This is a genomic window from Achromobacter spanius, from assembly GCF_039673305.1.
Taxonomy (GTDB): Bacteria; Pseudomonadota; Gammaproteobacteria; order Burkholderiales; family Burkholderiaceae_B; genus Achromobacter; species Achromobacter spanius_F.
On record NZ_JBDJLJ010000048.1, the window covers coordinates 1 to 17,097 of the forward strand.

A 17,097-nucleotide genomic window follows, 5' to 3' on the forward strand; every position below is an offset into this window, starting at 1 on the left:
GCCACGTCTTCCTGCGCGCCGGGATCATCGCCCTCCAGCACGAATACCGGCAGGGGCGCGCCGTATTGACCGGGGCTCCAGTCCGCGAAAAGGTGAACGTCCGTCTAATGAGCGGGCGCAACATGCGCCAGCGTCTGCGCCGGCCGCAAGAGCGGCCGCAGGCGCGCGTCCAGCTCGTTCAGGCCGGCCAGGAAGTGCAGCACGCGTTCGTCGATGCGCAGCCGCGCGGTGCTGAGGTCGGCGGTGTCGTCGACGTCCAGCAGCCGCCACCGGCGCAGGGGACGCTGCGGCGACAGCGCGCTCCAGTGAGGGCCTTCCAGCGCGCCCAGCGCCAGCGAGAAGCTGGCGTGGCGCAGGCCGCCGCCGCGGCCGTGCGCCAGGGCGCACAGCTCCGCCAGGCCGGCGTCCATGTCGACGCCCGCGCACAGCAGCAGCAGGTCGCGCTCGAATGCAGACAGGCCGAACGCCGCGCTCAACTGGTCGATGGCGCCGTCTCCGTCCAGCGCGGCGCGGGCCTGCGCGAGCTGCTGCGCCTCCTGGCGCGCCGGACGGCCGCCGGGCTTTTCCAGGCGCGCGCGCAGCCGCGCGAACTCCGCGGCCAGCAGCTGCTGGTTCGCGTCGGTCCAGGGCAGGGGCGCGCGCGCGTTCATGGCAGCTCGATCAGGCGGTTCAGGTAACGGGCCGGGACCGCTTCGCGGTCGACCAGCGGGCTTTCGATGCCGTCCACGCGCAGGCGCGCGAGGAATGCGGCGCCCGCCGCCGGCGCGTCGCGCCAGATGAACGCCAGCTGGCTGGCGGGCGCCGTGTAGGGTTCGGCTGGCAGTTCGCGGTCGCCCAGCAGCAGGCTGGCGGATTGGCCCGCCAGCAGCGGCGGGGATACGCCCAGTTCGAGACGCACCGCGCCGGCGGCGCGCGTGGCGGACGCGGGCGGCAGCACGGGTTCGGGCGCCAGCACCAGGGCCAGCTGGTTGCTGTCGCGCTTGCGTCCCGTATCGGCCGCCTGCACGGTGGCATGCACCCGATACACGCCGACGGGCAGGTCCGTCGGCATGGTCAGGCGCAGCCACGCGTCCGTGCCGGCTTCGACCGGCACGCTGCGCTCGGCCTGCAGCGCGGAGTGCCGCAGCACGACCTGGCGCGCCAGGCCGTCCAGGTGGTGGCCCTGCAGCGTAACGGCGCCGCCGGCCACCGCCACCGGCTGTTTGCCGGCCGGTTGCACCGACAGCAGGGTGGGCAGCGGCGGCGTCAGGCCGGGGAACACCAGCACGCCGCGGTCGCGCGGGCTGCCGGGTATCGCTTCGCCGCGCGTCAGCACGGGCAGCGCGCCGCGCGCGGGGCGCCGCGATTCGATCAGCACGACCGACACCTGGAAGGCCGCCGTCGGACGATAGTTGGCCTTCAGCGCGGACCACAGGCGCGACATTTCTTCGGCGCCCAGCGCCGACGGGGTGACTTTCAGCAGCTCGATCTGGCTGGCCAGGTCCGCGCCGCGCAGGCTCTGGTAGACCGTGGGCAGGATGGCCCCGTCGACCACGTCCGGGTCCAGCGCGCGGCGCACGGCTTCGCGCGGCAGGACGGCCGATTCGTGCAGCAGCTGCAGCGCATAGCCCAGCAGGACCTCGGCCTGCAGCTCCGCGCGGCCGTAGGCGGTCAGCAGATAGTGCAGGTCCAGCGCGAGCGGCGGGTTGGAGATGCGATCGCCCGCCGCGCCGCGCGATGGCAGGTCCGCATTGCGCCAGGCCGCGTTGTGCGTGACCTGATGCAGGAAGAGGTTGAGCTGCGGGTCTTCCTGGTTGTCCAGCGACACGGCATCCGGCGCCAGCGCCGACACCTTCACGCCGGCGCCCAGCGCATCCGTCACAGCATGGTCGATCATGCCCGAGTCGAGCAGATCCTTGAGGACGGCCGTGACCGCCGCGATGGCCAGCGCGTTGCTCATGGCAGCCCCGACCGCCTGGCGGCGAGATAGGCGCGCAGCGACAGCGCGGCCGAGCGTGCGGGCGGCGTGGCGCGCGGAACCGGCGCGGGCGGCACAACCTCGAGGCGGTCGATGGTGATGTGCACGTCGGGCAGGGCGTTGCGCTCCGCCAGGGGCCGGCGGGCGGGCGTGTCCCACGAGCGGGGCTGCGCGTCGGGCGGCGCGTGCGTGGCCCTTGCCGCGCGCTCGCCGCGATCTGCTTGCGTGGCCACGGACTCCGGCATCGTCGTCGCAGGCTCGACGACTTGCGTCTGCAGCGCGCGCAAGGCGGCCTGCGCGCCGACATGCGCAACGGGCGTGTCCGCCTGGAAGGCAAGCGGCTCGGCGCGCGGTGGGACCGTGCGCGGTAGCAGTCCTTCCCGCAGGGCCGGGGCCGGCGTGGAAGGCAGCTGCGACTCCTCGCGTTGTCGCGCCGCGCGTTGCGCAGGGGCAGGGGAGGCAGCCGCCGCGTCTGCATCGCGTTCCTGGCTGCGGGCCATCGCCTGGCCTCGCGGCGCCAGGCTGGATTGCGCGCGTGCCCACCGGTCCAGCGCTTCCAGGCCCGCCGCCGGCGCCGGGGCGCCCACGCCGGCGCGCGAAGTCGCATCGGCAGGGCTGAGTTCCAGCGGCGTGTCGTGGTTCGCGAACCCGCCCTGCGCGAGCGCCTGCGGCGACGGCGCGGCGCTGCGCAGGCGCGGGGCCAGGCCCAGGCTGCGGTCGGCAAGCTGGCGCAGGAATCCGCTCATGGCGCGGGCTCCCTGTCCGTCAGGTCCAGGTAGGCGGCGCGCCGGCCCGGTCCCAGCGCCAGCACCTGCGTTTCGGTCCAGCCGTAGGCGCGGGCCAGGCGATGTACGTCCAGCAGCAGGCCCCGGGCGCGCGCACTGATGTCATCCCACAGGCAGGCGTCGGCGTCCAGCGCGACCATCCAGGCGTGCGCGCAGTCGACGCAGCGCAGCGACAGTTCGATGTTCGCTGCGGGGTCCAGCGCTTCCATGCGCGACTCGATGTCGTCCAGCGCCGCGCCCTGCGGCAGGACCGCGTGGTCCGCGACGCCCTGGCGGCAGGCGCGCAGCAGGATGGCAAGGGCTTGCGCGCTGTCGGCGGCGTGGGCCGCCAGCGCCTGGTCGCGGCTGCTGGGCAGGCGCCAGTTTGCGCCGTGGGCCTCGAACGCGGGGGCCAAGGAGGCGTCGTCGGGCGGCGCGGGCAGGGCGTCGAGCAGCGCCGCGAGGTCGACATCGAACGCCATGGCCGAACCGCAGGCGGGGCAGTCGGCGCAGGCGGCGAACCGCTGGCCGAACGTGGCGCGGCGCAGGCGCAGCAGCGCCAGCGTGCGCCATCCCACGGGCCGCGCCGCGAGTGCCTGCGGGGCCGTGTCCGGCATCGCCATGGCGAGGGCGCGCAGGCCGCGGTCTATCGGGTGGCTGTCACGGCCCGCTTCCCACAGCGCGAGAATCTGCGATTCGATCAGGGCGTCCATCGAGGCGCTCCATCAGGCCGGCTCGACGAAACTGGGCTCGGAAGGCTCGGCGACCTCGTAGTCGCGTTCCCATCCTTCGTTTTCAAGCTTGATGTTCTGGATCGCGACCGCGTTGGCGTTGGCGTCCAGGTCGGGCACGGCCTGGTACTCCGACACCCAGCAGCGGAACACCTTGTAGGCCAGCACGAGCTGCCCCGCCTCGTTGTAGACCTCGATGATGATGTCCTTGCGGAAGTCTTTCAGCGACACCTCGCTGCCCAGGCCCGACCCGAAGTTCCACACCTTGTTGGCCCACTGCTCGAACTCGCGGTCGTGCGTGACGCCGCGCTCCAGCGTGACGGCTTCGTACTTGTTGCGGCCGGGAGACTTGCGGCCGCTGGACGGGTCGCCGCCTTCGCGGTGCTCCACCACTTCGGTGGTGCGCTTGAGCGCGGACACCTTGCTCACGCCAGCCACGTAGCGGCCGTCCCATTTCACGCGGAATTTGAAGTTCTTGTACGGATCGAAGCGCTGCGGATTGACGGTGAACTGCGCCATGGCGATCTCCTGGTAACCGTGGTCGGCGAGTCCCGGGCCGGGGCGGCCCGGGACGGCGCCGGGCTCAAGCCTGAATCTGGCCGGCCAGTTGCTGGATGCTGATGACGACGAACTCGGCGGGCTTGAGGGGCGCGAATCCCACCAGGATGTTGACGACGCCGCGGTTGATGTCGTCCTGCGTGGTGGTCTCGCGGTCGCACTTGACGAGGTAGGCCTCGCGCGGCGAGCTGCCCTGGAATGCGCCCTGGCGGAACAGGGTGTTCATGAACGCGCCGATGTTCAGCCGTATCTGCGCCCAGAGCGGCTCGTCGTTGGGTTCGAACACCACCCACTGCGTGCCGCGGTAGAGCGATTCCTCCAGGTAGAGGGCCAGACGGCGCACCGGCACGTACTTGTACTCGGACGTGAGCTGGTCCGCGCCCCGCAGCGTCCTGGCGCCCCAGCTCACCGCGCCGTAGACCGGGAACGTGCGCAGGCAGTTGACGCCCAGCGGATTCAGGCTGCCGTTCTCGCCGTCGGTGAGCGTGGCGGCCAGCGAGATGACGCCGGTCAGGTTGGCGTCGGTGCCCGCCGGCGCCTTCCAGACGCCGCGGTTGCCGTCGGTGCGGGCATACAGCCCCGCCACCGTGCCGCAAGGCGGGGCCAGGCGCGGCTTGCCGTTCTTGAGCGGATCGGACACGTAGGTCCAGGGGTAGTACACCGCGGCATGGTCGGACTTGGGCAGCGCGGCGCCGGTCGCCACCGCCACCATCGATGCGGGATCGGCCGCCGTGGGCGGCGCGTCGACGATCATGAAGGCGCGCCGCTCCTCGCAGTAGGACACGGCGTCGGCCAGCACGCCGCTGTGGGTGATGGCCGGCAGGCACAGCAGGTTGAAGATGTCGGCGTCTTCCAGCGCGTACAGGCCCTGGCGCAGCGCGCGGTTGCCGATGAACGCCGCGTACACGTCGTCCGGGCCGTAGGGCGTTTCGGTGCCGCCTTCGAGCAGGGCGTCGACGGGCGGTGGCGAGACCACGGCGCCGGCAAGCAGGTGCAGCGAGCCGGCCAGGTCATTGGCCGGCGCCGCCGCCACCGAGATCGTCGAGCCCAGTCCGCGCGAGCCGCTCGCCAGCACCAGCGTGCTGCCTTGCGCGCGGGCGGTGAAGTCGCGAAACGCCGGCGTGCCCGGCCGCAGCGCGCGCACGGCCGCCTGCAGGCGCGCGGCCACGTCTTCCAGCTTGGCCGCCAGCGAGCCGCCCGCGGCTGCCGCATCGCCCACGCTGACCAGGTCCGGACCCAGGCCGTCCAGCGTGATGCGCAGGCTGTTGTGCGTCGCGTCGGGCAGCGCGTCCAGGTCGGTCGCGCCGAAGGCGTCGCTGGTCAGCGTGGCGGGATCGGGCGTGGGCGCGGGCCTGATGATGGCCGCGCCATCCGTTTCCGTGCCGCCCGCCAGCGACCCCAGCATCAGCACGCCGGCCGCGTTGTTGCGCGTGCCGGGCAGCACGCGGACGCTGGCGCTTTCGCCGCCCGCGCCCGAGGTCAGCACGATGGTGCTGCCGCTGCGTGCCGCCGTGAAGTTGGCCAGCGCCGGCCGGCCCTGGGCCTGCGCCCGCACTTTGGCCTGGATCGCCGCGCACAGCGACGTCAGGCGCTGCGTCGCCGTCCCGCCCGAGATGTCCGCGGGCAGCGCGATGCTGACGCCCACGGGTTCCAGCCCGTTCACCGCCACGCGGAAATCGGTGTGGGTGGCGGCCAGCAGCGTCTGCACGTCGCCCAGCGCGCCGCTGACGCTGGTGCCCGCGGGCAGCGCGTCCAGCGCGCCCTGCGACAGCGGGCGCTCCAGCGTGACCAGTTGCGAGACGCCGCGCACCAGGTCCAGCAGGTAGCGCGCGTCGCGCGAGTTCATGGACACGTTGGCGTAGCTTTCGGCCCGGCCGTCGCTGCCGCGGATGAACTGGATGTTGAAGGTGCTGGATGGCACGGCGGTGGCGTAGTCGACGCGGACCTGGATGCTGTTGCCCGACAGGCCCGGATCCAGCGCCGCCACCGCCAGCACGTCCACGGCCGTCGCGCTGCGCAGCATGCGCTGCGCGGGAGAAGCTTCCTTGACCACCCGCACGACCCACGCGTCCGTGCCGCCGTTCATGAAGAACTGGCGCACCGCGTAGCCAAGCTCGGCGTCGTCGGACAGTCCGCCGAACGCGCGCTCGTAGTCGGAAAAGCTGAAGATCCGCACCGCCTTGTTGACGGGGCCGCGAGGGGCCGCGCCCAGGAACGCCGCGACCGAGGTCGAGACGCCGGCGATGGTGCGCACGCCGCTGGGAATTTCCTGGATATACACCCCGGGATGGGTCAGGGTAAGGGCCATGAGCTGCTCCTTCACACGACTTCTTGGATGAAGTGTTCTTGCCGTAGGAGAGTCTTACTGCGCCGCCAGCGCGCCGCACGGGATGGGGCAGGGGCTGGCGATTCGCGCGAGGCTGCGCGTCGTGTGGCGGGCGTTGCGCCGCTCTAGTTGGATTGCAGCGGAAAGGCAATCGGGCAAAAGCAGCAAGCCCTGGTAGGAACGAGTTATAGAAGTTCTGCCGGAAGCGATCAATAGCTTTTCGACGGCATTAACGTTCTGTTGCTTATTCAGGGCGTGGTCAGCTTGGGACATACTGCGGATTGAACAGCGGGCCCCGCTGGCGTATAACCCGTAGCGGCGGCGTCCCGGAATGATCCGGACGGCGGAGCGTCGCGGCCGGCTGCCCGGGCGGCCCGAGTCCTCAAGGAGCGTGACATGATTGGCTTGTCCCGATTGCTGCGTTTGCATGACTCGTCTTCGCGCCTGTCCACGCATGCAGTGGCGTCTCGACGACCCTCGCGCCTGGCCCGCGCCATGGTGCACGCCGCGGCGGCGAGCGGCCTCGCGTTCGGCGCCGCGCAGGTCCACGCCCAGGCTCAGAATCCGCCCGTCGCGGGCTCTGCCGTGCAGCCCGACGCCGCGCAGGCCGATGGCGCGGTGCGCGCCCTGCAATGGCCGCGCAGCTTCACCGCGCCCGACGGCACAAAGGTCGAGCTCTACCAGCCGCAGATCGACACCTGGACGGCAGACCGCATCACCGGCCGCATGGCGGTGGCGGTCGGCGCGGCCAAGGGCAATCCGACCTACGGCGTGGCGGACTTCTCCGCGCGGGCCGAGGTCAACAAGCCGGCCGGACTGGTGCACCTGTCGGACATCCGGGTCGAGCGCGTGCAGGTGCCCACGGCGCCGCAGCAGGCCGACCGGCTGCGCAGCCAGCTCGAAGCGCGCCTGCCCGCGAAGGGCGTGGTCACGCCGCTGGACTCGCTGCAACTGAGCTACGCGCTGTCGCAGGACAATCCCGCCACGAAGACGGTGCCGGTCGACAACGCGCCGCCGCGCATCATCTACCGGACCGTGCCGGCCGTGCTGGTGCTGGTGGACGGACCGCCCGCGTGGGCCGCGCTGCCGCAGGGCTGGCGCCGCGTGGTCAACACCCGCGCACTGATGCTGGGCGACAGCGCCGGCCGCCTGTACCTGCAGGCGGCCGGGCATTGGTACGAGGCCGGCGGCATCAATGGCCCCTGGAAGACCATAGCGCAGCCGTCGTCCGCGCTGCTTGCCGCCGCGGAGGCGGCGCGGCGCCAGGCCGCCCCGGACCCCCTGATGCCCCACGGCGGCAAGCCGCCGCAGCGGGCGCCGGACATCGAAGTGTCCACCGTCCCGGCCGAACTGCTCATCACCATCGGGCAGGCCGAACTGCGGCCGGTGACGGGCACCTCGCTGCTGTCGGTGACCAACGCCGATCACGCCGTGTTCATGAACCCGGGCGACAACCGCTACTACCTCCTCGTGTCCGGCCGTTGGTTCCGCGCCGCCAGGCTCGAAGGCCCGTGGGCCTATGTGCCGGGCAGGGACCTGCCGCGCGATTTCGCGAGGATTCCGCCGCGCGATCCGCAGGGCGGCGTGCTGGTGTCGGTGCCGGGCACGCCCCAGGCCAGGGAGGCCGTCATCGCGTCCACCATTCCGCAGACCGCGACCGTGTCGCGCAAGGGGGCGACGCTGCAGGTCGTGTATGCCGGGGGCGCACCGATGATGCGGCCCATCGAGGGCACCTCGCTGCGTTACGCAGCCAATTCCCAGGTGCCGGTGATCCAGGCCGAGGGGCGCTATTACGCCCTGTCGCACGCCGTGTGGTTCGTGTCGGAGTCGCCCACTGGTCCGTGGCGCGTTACCGACCATGTGCCGGCCGCCATCTACGCGATTCCCGCCAATTCGCCCCTGCATTACGTGACCTACGTGCAGGTCTACGGCTCGACCCCGCAGAGCGTGGTGTTCGGCTATACGCCCGGCTACATGGGCGTGGTGGTCGCGCCCGACGGCACGGTCGTCTATGGCACGGGCTATGCGTATCCGCCGGTGATCGTGCAGGATACCTGGGTGGGCTACCCGCCCAGCTACGGCTACAACGCAGCCTTCGATTCCGCGGCGGGCTTTGCCTTCGGATTTGCCGCCGCCGAGGCCTGGGGCGGCGCGGCGCCGTATTGGGGCCCCTACTGGGGCGCGCCGTACTGGGGTGGCGTCGATGTGAACCACGTGGACGTCTACGGCGCCTGGGGCGGCTCCGGCACGGTCACGCATGCGGCCGGCTGGAACGGCTGGACGGGCACCGAATGGCAGGGCACCCACGCCGAAGGCTACAACCCGCAGACTGGCGCCGCCTTTGAAGGCACGCGCGGCGCGGCCTACAACGAGTACACGGGCAACGCGGCCGCGGGACGGCGCGGCGCCTACACCGATCCGGTCACGGGCGCGTCTGGCGCGGGCCGCGCGGGCGTGGTCGAGAACGACGATGGCCAATGGGCCGCGGGGCGGCAGGATGTGCGCACCAATCCGAACACGGGCCGCACCACCGCGTCGTCCGCGACAGCGACGGGCACGGCGGGGCAGGGGCCGGACAGCGTGGACCGGCGCGGCGCCAGCTACAACCGCAACACGGACAGCGGCGTGGCCTGGAACAACGGCAACGTGTACGCCGACCATAACGGCAATGTCTACCAGCACAACGACAATGGCTGGCAGCAGCACACGTCGTCGGGCTGGCAGCCGGTCCAGCCGAACACGCAGTCGACCGGAAACTACCTGAACTCCCAGCGCCAGGCGCGCGACTATTCAAACGATCGCATGGGCGGGACGGAAGGCGGCTGGCAGGGCCGAAGCATGGAAGGCGGCTGGCAAGGCCGCAGCATGGAGGGCGGCTGGCAGGGCCGGGACATGGGCGGCCGCAGCTTCGGCGGCGGTGGTTTTGGCGGATTCAGGGGCGGGGGTTTCCGGCGCTGACGGCAGGGCGTCCCGGGCAGGCATCCAGTTATAAAATAATGCCGAGGCCTGCATCGGGGCCTGCCGCTGGGAATTTCCATGTCCAAAGTCAATCACACGGATACCGTTCGCGAAGTCCTGATCGCCAAGCTCACGTACGGCGAATACATGCCTGGCCACACCTTCAAGCTGCGCGAGCTGATGGAGGACGAGGCCTTCCAGGGCATGAGCCAGACTCCGATCCGCGAAGCCCTGCTGCAGCTGGTGGCCAAGGACATCCTGATCGGCCAGCGCGGGTTCAGCGTGCGGGTACCCATTCCGTCCGTCGAGCACCTGACAGAGGTGCGCGCCATCCGCACCAAGCTGGAGGTCATGGCGGCGCTGCAGACGGTCGACGACTGGGCGCCGAAGCAGATCGCCCAACTGGAAAAGCTGCACCAGGCCTTCGTCAAGGCCAAGTCCCGCGGCGACGTGCGCAACCAGCTCAAGCAGAATGCGCTGTTCCACATGGCCTTGTGCCGCATGGAAGAAAAGTCCTACCTGAAGACGATGATCCAGACGCTGTGGGCCATCACGGGCCCCAGTGTCGGCTTCCTGTACGAAAAGGGCGCGCCCTCCGTCTTCAGCGGCACGCATCCGCACGAAGACATCCTTGAAGCCTTGCGGACCGGCGACGCCCTGTTGCTCGAGACCGCGCTGATCCGCGACCTCTCCAGCTCGGGCACGAAGATCATGGAGGTGCTGCGCCAGAAGCTCAGCCCGGAAGCGCTGACGGTGCAGCCTTTCAAGAAGATGGAGCTGGTCCGCGAGCGCCAGCGCGCGGGCCGTCAACTGCAGCAGGTTGAATAGCGGCAAGCGGCAGGCGACGCGCGGCCAGCGCCGCCGCCAGCCGCGCCCGCGCTATTGATTGGTGGGGATGTTGGCTGCCTTGATGGCCTGGCCCATGAACTCGCGCCCTTCGATCAGCATTTTGCGATACTCCGCGCCGTTCACCGCCACGGGCTCCATGCCGCCCAGGACAAACACCTTGGACGTTTCGGGCGACTTGAGCGCCTGCATGGCGACCTGTTCGAGCCTGTCGCGCACGCCCTTGTCCACGCCCTTCGGAAAGGCGAGCCCCAGCCACGAATCCACTTCCACGTCGTAGCCCTGTTCCTTCATGGTGGGGATGTCGGGCATTTCGGTCCAGCGCATGGGGCTGGCGCTGGCCAGCATGCGCATCTTGCCGGAATTGACGTGGGGAATGATGTCGGACGGGTTCTGAACGATGACGTCGACCTGGCCGCCCAGCAGGGCCGATACGGTTTCGGCGCCCGACTTGTAGCTGACCTGCTCGAACTTGCCGCCCGTCTTGCGGCCCAGCTCATACATCGCGATATTGTTGGGCGCCGACGGCGCGCCGAAGAACACGCCCTTGCCTTGCCTGCTGGCTTTCACCAGGTCGTCCAGCGTCTTGTACGGCGAATCCGCGCGCACGGCCACGCCGTACTTGAAGCGTCCCACGCCCGCGACGAAGTCGAAGCTGTCGGCCGTGTAGTCCACCTTCATCAGGTGCGGGGTGATGGAGATGGTGGAGTAGGTCACGATGCCGAAGGTGTAGCCGTCCGCCTTCTGCTTGGCCAGCTGCGACACGCCCAGCGTTCCCTGCGCGCCCGCGCGGTTCTGGACGACGACGGGCTTGTTCAGGATGGATTCCATGCCCCTGGCCAGGCCCCGCGCCGCGACGTCGGTGTTGCCGCCCGCGCCGTAGTTCACATACATGTTCAGCTCCCGCTCGGGATAGTTGGCGGCCTGCTGCGCGTGGGCGGCAAGCGGCGCCAATGCGGCGGATGCCGCGGCGGTGAGCGCAAGGATGATGCGTTTCGTAGTCATGGTTGTCTCCTCATTGGTCGGGGCGTCCGTTCATGAAGACGCCGCCGTTGATATCCAGGCATGAGCCCGTCGTTCAGGGCGCGTCGGCGCAGGCAACCTCTTCGGGTTGTCCTGTTCACCGGGCGGGGATGGCCCCTGCGATGCGCGCGTTGATCGCAGCGCCGTCCCGCCTCGCGCGCGCCGGTTCAGTTCAGCATCGGGATGTTCATTTCTTTGATGAACGCGCCCATGCTCACGTAGCCATCGCGCAGCTTCTGGTGGAAGGCGGGGCCATCGACCAGGTTCACGTACATGTGCTGGGTCTTCATGAATTCCACGTACTGGGGGTTCTGCAGCACCTTCAGCGTCGCCGCCTGCAGCTTGTTGCGCACGTCCTCCGGGATGCCCTTGGGGGCGGCCAGTCCCAGGCTGCTGTAGACCTGCACGTCATAGCCTTGCTCGCGCGCGGTGGGCACGCTTTCCTGGCCCATGATGCGCTGTCCGGTCATGGACGCGATCAGCCGCACCTGGCCTGACTGCACCAGCGGCAGGATGTCCTGCGGATTCTGCAGCGCCGATTCCACGTGATTGCCGGCCGCGGCGGTGGCGGCCTCCAGTCCGGACTTGTAGTTGACCTCCTCGAACTTGCCGCCGGTGGTCTTCTTGAGCGTCGCGTAGGGGATGTTGTTGGGCGCGCCCGTCACGCCATAGGTGATTCCCTGAGGCTGCTTGCTGGCGGCGATGTAGTCGTCCATGTTCTTGATGCCGGACTGGCTGGGCACCACCAGGCCATACGAGAACGTGCCGATCTCCCCGAAGTAGGTGAAGTCGTCGACCGTGAACGGCGGCTTGGACATGCGCTGCGCGGTATAGGTCAGCGCGTTGTAGCCGGCGACCCCGAGCGAATAGCCGTCCGGCCTGGCCTTGGCCAGCTGGCCCATCTGCAGCGTGCCCTGGGCGCCCGGCCGGTTCAGGACCACGATGGTCTGACCCAACTCCTTTTCCAGAAAGGTCGCGAACTTGCGCGCCATGACATCCGTCGCGCCGCCCGCGCCGTACGGCACGCTCAGCTCGATGGGACGGCTGGGGTAGGTGTCCTGGGCCTGCGCCTGCATGGCGGCGCAGGAAAGCATGGCCACCGCAATGGCTGGGCCCATGGCTTTGAGTTTCATGCTTGTCTCCTTTTTTGTAGTCGTGCGGGGTAGGCCCCGAATGCGTCACTGCATGAACAGGCCTCCGTTGACGTCCAGCACCGCGCCGGATACGAAATCGCCCGACGGCGCGCAGAAGAACGCGATGGCGCGGGCAACTTCCTGGGCGGTTCCCATGCGCCGCAGCGGCGTATTGCCGTTGAGCCGTTCGGTGACCTCCGCGCCGGCGGTCGCGGTCATGGGCGATGCAATGCGCCCCGGCGTCACCGCGTTGCAGGTGATGCCATGCGGACCGAGCTCGTCGGCCGCGTAGCGGGTCAGGCCCAGCACCGCGGTCTTGGTGCAGACATAGGCGACGCCGGGCACGGTGGAACGTGTGCGCGCGGCCTGCGAGGACAGGTTGACGATCCTGCCCCATTCCTGGGCCATCATGTCCGGCGCCGTCTTCTGGATCAGCGTCAGCAGCGAGGTCAGGTTGATGTCCAGGACCTTCTGCCATTCCTGCGGGGATACGGCCAGGATGCCGCGGCCTTTGCCGTCCGGCGTCTTCGGGGATATGCCGGCGTTATTGATGAGGATGGATACGCCGCCCCATTTTTGGCGCACGGCCGACAGCGCGCGGTCCACCTGGGCGGCATCGGCGACATCCACGATCTGCGTCAGCACGCGGTCCGTGTCGCCGGCCAATTCCGCCGGAAAGGAGCCGGCCACGTCCCAAAGCACCAGCCGCAAACCCGCGGCGTGCAGCTCCCTGGCCGTCGCGGCGCCGATGCCGCCGGCGGCGCCCGTCACCAGCGCAACGTTCAATCTGTCTTGACCCATCATGACTCCTGGATTCGGCCCGCCGGCGCGCGGGCGGCGGGCGTTGGAACGGCGGTGAGCGCATCGGGGCGCGCGGCGGCGCCCCGATGCATCAGCTCATGAAGAAGCCGCCGTTGATGTCGATGACCGCGCCGTTGGTGAAGCCGGCGTGTTCGCTGCACAGGTAGGCGATCCCGCTGGCCACCTCGATGGGGTCGCCGATGCGGCGCACGGGAATCTGCGCCGCATAGCCGTCGTTGACGCCGGGCGCCGCGTTCTCGGTCATCGCGGACAGGATGCGGCCGGGCGCCACCGCGTTGCAGGTGATGCCGTGCGGTCCCATTTCCGCCGCCGTGGCGCGCGTCAGGCCCAGCACCGACGATTTGCTCATCATGTACAGGGGCCCGGACACGATGGATTTACTGCGGCCCGCCAGCGACGCGACGTTGACGATCCGGCCCCAGCGCTTTTGCATCATGCCGGGCAGCACCAGCTGCGTCATCTGCATCAGCGCAAGCGAATTGACGCGCATGATCTCGAAGAACTGCTCTTCCGTGGCGTCCAGCATGCCCTGCGGCTTGCCATCGGCGCCCTTGATGGTGATGCCGGCGTTGTTGACCAGGATGTCGATGCCGCCATGCCGGGCCAGGATGATTTCGGTCTCCCGGCGCATGTCGGCGGGGTTCTTCAGGTCCAGGATCACGGCATGGGCGCGTTCACGCAGCGGGGCGTCGATCCGCGCGAGATCCGTGGGATTGCGGTCGGTGAAATAGACGGTGTGCCCCGCCTTGAGCAGCTCGACCCCGGCGGCGAAGCCGATGCCGCTGGCGGCGCCTGTGACCAATGCGACTTTTGTCATGCTTTGTCCTCACACATTGGGAGCGGGCCGTCAGACGGCGGCTTCGGGGTTGTAGAAGGTGATCGGCGGATAGGCCTGGTCCGTGCAGATCACTTCGATCAGGCTGCCCTGGTCGCTTTGGGCGGCCTGCTGCAGGGCTTCGCGGATCTTTGCGGGGTCGGTCACGCGCACGCCGTTCAGTCCGGCCGCGCGCGCCACGGCCGCGTGGTCCACGGGGGCGAAATGCACCGCGCTCGTGTGGGAGCCGTACTTCAGGCATTCGGCGTGCTTCTGGTAGCCGAGGATGCCGTTGTTGATCAGGATGGTGACCACCTTGATGCCCATGCGCGCGGCGGTTTCCATTTCGGACCATACATGGCCGAAGCCGCCGTCGCCGACCAGGCAGTACGTCGTGCCGCCTTCATTGGCGACGCGCGCGCCCATGGCCATGGGCATGCCCCAGCCCAGGCCCGCCAGCCCGCGCGGCGTGAGAAAGCGCTGGCCGCTCTTGCGCACCTTGAGATAGTTGGTCACCCACAGCGTGGAGTAGCTGGCGTCCGCCACCACGGTGTCGTCGGCGCCCAGCAGCGCGTCCAGTTCGGCCATGATGCGCTCGGGGCGGATCGGCGCCTCGTTGCTCTGCAGCAGGGGCGCGACTTCGCTCTGGTGCCTGTCGCGGCCGCGCGCGATGGCGGCGACCACATCCTTGCGCGCCGCCTTGCGGGCGCTGGTGTCGGCCGCCTTGGCCAGCTGCAGCATGGCTTGCAGCGTGGCCTTGGCGTCGCCCACCAGCCGCACCTGGGCCTCGTAGTTGCGGCCGATCTCCTGGGGATCGATATCCAGGTGGATGTAGACGGCGTCCTTGGGATACAGGGCCCAGCTGTCGGTGCCGTTCTGGTTGGTGCGATTGCCCACCAGCAGCACGACGTCCGCGTCGCTGATGAAGGGTTTCAGATACCGGCCCGAGCCGTTGGGTCCAAGGCAGTTGGCGATGACGCCGAGCGCCAGTTCGTGGCTGTCGGCGATGGCGCCCTTGCCCATGTTGGTGGTGGCCAGGGGAATGCTCATGGCGTCGGCGAAGTCCGCCAGCTCCTGAGAGGCCTGAGATACGTGCACGCCGCCGCCGCCCACGATCACCGGGCGACTGGCCGATGCAAGCAGCGCCACGGCCTGCGCCATGGCCTGCGGGTTGGCCACGGGACGGTCCAGCGGGAAGCGGCCCAGGGACACCGTGCGCGGGAAGGGCGCCGGCACGGCCGGCTCTTGCAGCAGGTCGGCCGGCAGCAGCAGCGCCACGGGACCGGGACGGCCGGACGTGGCGGCGACGAACGCCTGGTCGATGTAGTCTTCGACGCGCGAGGCCTGGCCGATGCGGCGCACCCATTTGCACACCGATTCCAGCATGGCGATGTGGTTCAGGTCCTGGAACGCGTTCTTGTCGTGCTGGTCCCGGTTGACGTCCTGGATCAGCGCGATCACGGGGATCGATACCTTTTGCGCTTCGGCCAGGGGGGCGACCAGCAGGGCGGCGGCCGGGCCGTTCTGCGCGGTCACGATGGCCGGCGTGTTGCTCATGCGGGCATAGGCGTCGGCCATGTAGCCCCCCGCGTTTTCCGTGCGGTAGGACACCTGTTTGATGCCGGCCTGCTCGGCGGCCAGCACGAACATGCTGGGTAGGCTCTGGCCGAAGAAATGGGTGATGCCGTGCTTTTTCAGCGCATCGGCAAGCACGTGCGCCACCGTGCCCTGCTTGGTGAAGCCCGTGTCCGTCAGGGGACTGGTCATGAAAATGCCTCCGGTGTTGTTCTGGGTACCGGAGGCAGTTTAAGTGAATTATTTTATAAATTAATACTGGTTAGCCCTAGTCCGGCCCCATCAGTCGGAAACCAGATACGCCTGTCCCCCCGGCTTCAGGTAGGGCCCCAGGTCCTGGAACGGCACTTGCGCCTGCGTGCCCAGGCACACGCCCGACGCGTGGCCCACGCCGGACACCGACAGGCTCAGCGCCCCGGGCGTGGCGGCGCCCAGCGCCAGATATCCAGGCCACAGCTCCCAGCATCCTTCCTGCGAGCGGTTTTCGGTCAATCCCGCCTCGTCCCGCGCGGCGAGCGATTTCTGGACCCGGCCCACCAGGTCGCGCAGGGCCGCGCTGGGCGTGCGCGTGGGCGCGGCGCCCGGCGCGTAGGCGTCGAAGACCCGGTTCCAGTCCAGGTATTCGCCGCGCAGCAGGTCCAGCGTGTAGGGATCGAAATGGTTGTCGGGGTGGGCCCCGCCGCAATCCAGGCTGCCGGATTCGGTCACCGTCATCAGCGCGCTGGACAGCCAGGGAACGGCGACGACTTCTTCGTCGTAGTTGCCCAGCGTGCCCGCGGAGGGCGAACCGCTGGTGTAGGCCGATGCCAGGCATGCCAGCGCCGCGTGGCTCATGCGCCAATGGCGCTGCTCGAGCAGGTGGTTGACGCGCGCCAGGACCCGCGCGTCGGGGTGGCGGCTCAGGCGCGGGTAGCTGAATTTGGTGCGCGGGTCTTGCCACATGCGATAGGCCACCGTTGCGCTGCCGACATCCGGGCCGACGGGAACCGCGTGTCCGGCCAGCTTCAGGGCTTCGTAGGGGGCGTGCGCGGCGTCGATATCGGCGTCGCCGTCGATGCCGCCATCGTTCGCCTGCGATCCCGCCTCGTACTGCGCCACGCGCTTCAGGGTGAAGCTGCGCTGCTTGCCTGTGCGGGCGTCGATCCACGTGCCGCGGTAGCCCTGTTCGTCGCGCGTGCCCTGCCAGGTTGCGGCGGCGTCCGCTTCCGCGCCTGCCGCCTTGCCGGACCTGGCGGCCTCCCAGTAGGGCGTGGGTTCCAGCAGCGCCTTGTCGGTGCCTGTCAGGGGAATGTCGACGCCGTGCTTCGCATAGAAGTAGCGTCCGCGCAGGACGCCGTTCTGCGCCGCGGCGCTGTCCAGTTCCATCACGACTTCGCCCGCGCCTTGCAGTTCGCCGGCGTACACCGTGCGCTGGGCGGCGCTGGCGGCGCCGGGAATCTGCGACAGTCCGGCAAGCGCCAGCGCGCCCAGCCATGAAAGAGGAATGCGCGCGGGATACGTGGGCATGTGCATTGAGCGTCCATAGGCTTCACAGGGGAGCCCAATATACCCGAGGGGTACGGACGGATCCGATGCCGTGCGCACGGTCCG

At 69.5% G+C, this 17,097-nt stretch carries 14 protein-coding genes; 2 read left to right on the top strand and 12 right to left on the bottom strand.

Translation table 11 applies throughout. The annotated features are described in order from the left end of the window. Positions 1-104: 104 nt before the first annotated feature. The 6 genes from ABE485_RS24750 to ABE485_RS24775 all read right to left on the bottom strand — a co-directional run bounded on the left by ABE485_RS24750 (position 105) and on the right by ABE485_RS24775 (position 6,318). Positions 105-650, bottom strand: a complete 546-nt coding sequence (locus tag ABE485_RS24750; RefSeq protein ID WP_346517888.1) for a hypothetical protein — start codon at positions 648-650, stop codon at positions 105-107. Continuing rightward, the gene (locus tag ABE485_RS24755; RefSeq protein ID WP_346517889.1) at positions 647-1,939 is read right to left on the bottom strand and encodes a DUF4255 domain-containing protein; all 1,293 of its coding nucleotides are present in this window, start codon (positions 1,937-1,939) and stop codon (positions 647-649) included. The genes ABE485_RS24750 and ABE485_RS24755 overlap by 4 nt, the downstream gene beginning before the upstream one ends. After that, complete coding sequence (locus tag ABE485_RS24760; RefSeq protein WP_346517890.1) at positions 1,936-2,703, bottom strand: hypothetical protein; 768 nt, start codon at positions 2,701-2,703, stop codon at positions 1,936-1,938. The genes ABE485_RS24755 and ABE485_RS24760 overlap by 4 nt, the downstream gene beginning before the upstream one ends. Next, complete coding sequence (locus tag ABE485_RS24765) at positions 2,700-3,434, bottom strand: hypothetical protein (protein WP_346517891.1); 735 nt, start codon at positions 3,432-3,434, stop codon at positions 2,700-2,702. Before ABE485_RS24765 ends, ABE485_RS24760 begins: the two co-directional genes overlap by 4 nt. Positions 3,435-3,446: 12 nt before the next feature. Then, positions 3,447-3,971 (bottom strand): phage tail protein, encoded by a 525-nt coding sequence (locus ABE485_RS24770; RefSeq protein ID WP_346517892.1) that lies wholly within the window; start codon positions 3,969-3,971, stop codon positions 3,447-3,449. 64 nt (positions 3,972-4,035) lie between these two features. Beyond that, the gene (locus tag ABE485_RS24775) at positions 4,036-6,318 is read right to left on the bottom strand and encodes a phage tail sheath subtilisin-like domain-containing protein (protein WP_346517893.1); all 2,283 of its coding nucleotides are present in this window, start codon (positions 6,316-6,318) and stop codon (positions 4,036-4,038) included. A 414-nt stretch (positions 6,319-6,732) separates the two neighbouring features. Between ABE485_RS24775 and ABE485_RS24780 the strand changes: the two genes are divergently transcribed. Further along, a complete protein-coding gene (locus ABE485_RS24780) occupies positions 6,733-9,294 on the top strand; it encodes a carbohydrate-binding family V/XII (protein ID WP_346517894.1) in 2,562 nt (853 codons plus the stop codon). Between the two features lie 78 nt (positions 9,295-9,372). After that, positions 9,373-10,122, top strand: coding sequence for a GntR family transcriptional regulator (locus tag ABE485_RS24785; RefSeq protein ID WP_346517895.1), 750 nt, complete (start codon positions 9,373-9,375; stop codon positions 10,120-10,122). 51 nt (positions 10,123-10,173) lie between these two features. Here ABE485_RS24785 and ABE485_RS24790 read toward each other — a convergent pair whose 3' ends face one another. From ABE485_RS24790 to ABE485_RS24815, 6 genes are all read right to left on the bottom strand, one after another. After that, positions 10,174-11,145 carry a tripartite tricarboxylate transporter substrate binding protein gene (locus tag ABE485_RS24790; protein WP_346517896.1) on the bottom strand — a complete coding sequence of 324 codons (972 nt, stop codon included), beginning with the start codon at positions 11,143-11,145 and terminating at the stop codon, positions 10,174-10,176. Between the two features lie 185 nt (positions 11,146-11,330). After that, a complete protein-coding gene (locus tag ABE485_RS24795) occupies positions 11,331-12,296 on the bottom strand; it encodes a tripartite tricarboxylate transporter substrate binding protein (protein ID WP_346517897.1) in 966 nt (321 codons plus the stop codon). Between the two features lie 45 nt (positions 12,297-12,341). Beyond that, positions 12,342-13,100: an SDR family NAD(P)-dependent oxidoreductase gene (locus ABE485_RS24800; protein WP_346517898.1), complete on the bottom strand. Its 759-nt coding sequence runs from the start codon at positions 13,098-13,100 to the stop codon at positions 12,342-12,344. A gap of 88 nt (positions 13,101-13,188) precedes the next feature. Next, positions 13,189-13,935 carry an SDR family oxidoreductase gene (locus ABE485_RS24805; protein WP_346517899.1) on the bottom strand — a complete coding sequence of 249 codons (747 nt, stop codon included), beginning with the start codon at positions 13,933-13,935 and terminating at the stop codon, positions 13,189-13,191. 30 nt (positions 13,936-13,965) lie between these two features. After that, positions 13,966-15,699 (bottom strand): acetolactate synthase catalytic subunit, encoded by a 1,734-nt coding sequence (locus tag ABE485_RS24810; protein WP_346517900.1) that lies wholly within the window; start codon positions 15,697-15,699, stop codon positions 13,966-13,968. Positions 15,700-15,789: 90 nt separating this feature from the next. Next, positions 15,790-17,013, bottom strand: coding sequence for a hypothetical protein (locus tag ABE485_RS24815; RefSeq protein WP_346517901.1), 1,224 nt, complete (start codon positions 17,011-17,013; stop codon positions 15,790-15,792). Between the last annotated feature and the right edge of the window lie 84 nt (positions 17,014-17,097).

Excerpts from the sequence above, each read along its gene's own strand:
- ABE485_RS24750 (WP_346517888.1), bottom strand. The coding sequence starts at position 650 with ATGAACGCGCGCGCGCCCCTGCCCTGGACCGACGCGAACCAGCAGCTG.
- ABE485_RS24755 (WP_346517889.1), bottom strand. The coding sequence starts at position 1,939 with ATGAGCAACGCGCTGGCCATCGCGGCGGTCACGGCCGTCCTCAAGGAT.
- ABE485_RS24760 (WP_346517890.1), bottom strand. The coding sequence starts at position 2,703 with ATGAGCGGATTCCTGCGCCAGCTTGCCGACCGCAGCCTGGGCCTGGCC.
- ABE485_RS24765 (WP_346517891.1), bottom strand. The coding sequence starts at position 3,434 with ATGGACGCCCTGATCGAATCGCAGATTCTCGCGCTGTGGGAAGCGGGC.
- ABE485_RS24770 (WP_346517892.1), bottom strand. The coding sequence starts at position 3,971 with ATGGCGCAGTTCACCGTCAATCCGCAGCGCTTCGATCCGTACAAGAAC.
- ABE485_RS24775 (WP_346517893.1), bottom strand. The coding sequence starts at position 6,318 with ATGGCCCTTACCCTGACCCATCCCGGGGTGTATATCCAGGAAATTCCC.
- ABE485_RS24780 (WP_346517894.1), top strand. The coding sequence starts at position 6,733 with ATGATTGGCTTGTCCCGATTGCTGCGTTTGCATGACTCGTCTTCGCGC.
- ABE485_RS24785 (WP_346517895.1), top strand. The coding sequence starts at position 9,373 with ATGTCCAAAGTCAATCACACGGATACCGTTCGCGAAGTCCTGATCGCC.
- ABE485_RS24790 (WP_346517896.1), bottom strand. The coding sequence starts at position 11,145 with ATGACTACGAAACGCATCATCCTTGCGCTCACCGCCGCGGCATCCGCC.
- ABE485_RS24795 (WP_346517897.1), bottom strand. The coding sequence starts at position 12,296 with ATGAAACTCAAAGCCATGGGCCCAGCCATTGCGGTGGCCATGCTTTCC.
- ABE485_RS24800 (WP_346517898.1), bottom strand. The coding sequence starts at position 13,100 with ATGATGGGTCAAGACAGATTGAACGTTGCGCTGGTGACGGGCGCCGCC.
- ABE485_RS24805 (WP_346517899.1), bottom strand. The coding sequence starts at position 13,935 with ATGACAAAAGTCGCATTGGTCACAGGCGCCGCCAGCGGCATCGGCTTC.
- ABE485_RS24810 (WP_346517900.1), bottom strand. The coding sequence starts at position 15,699 with ATGACCAGTCCCCTGACGGACACGGGCTTCACCAAGCAGGGCACGGTG.
- ABE485_RS24815 (WP_346517901.1), bottom strand. The coding sequence starts at position 17,013 with ATGCCCACGTATCCCGCGCGCATTCCTCTTTCATGGCTGGGCGCGCTG.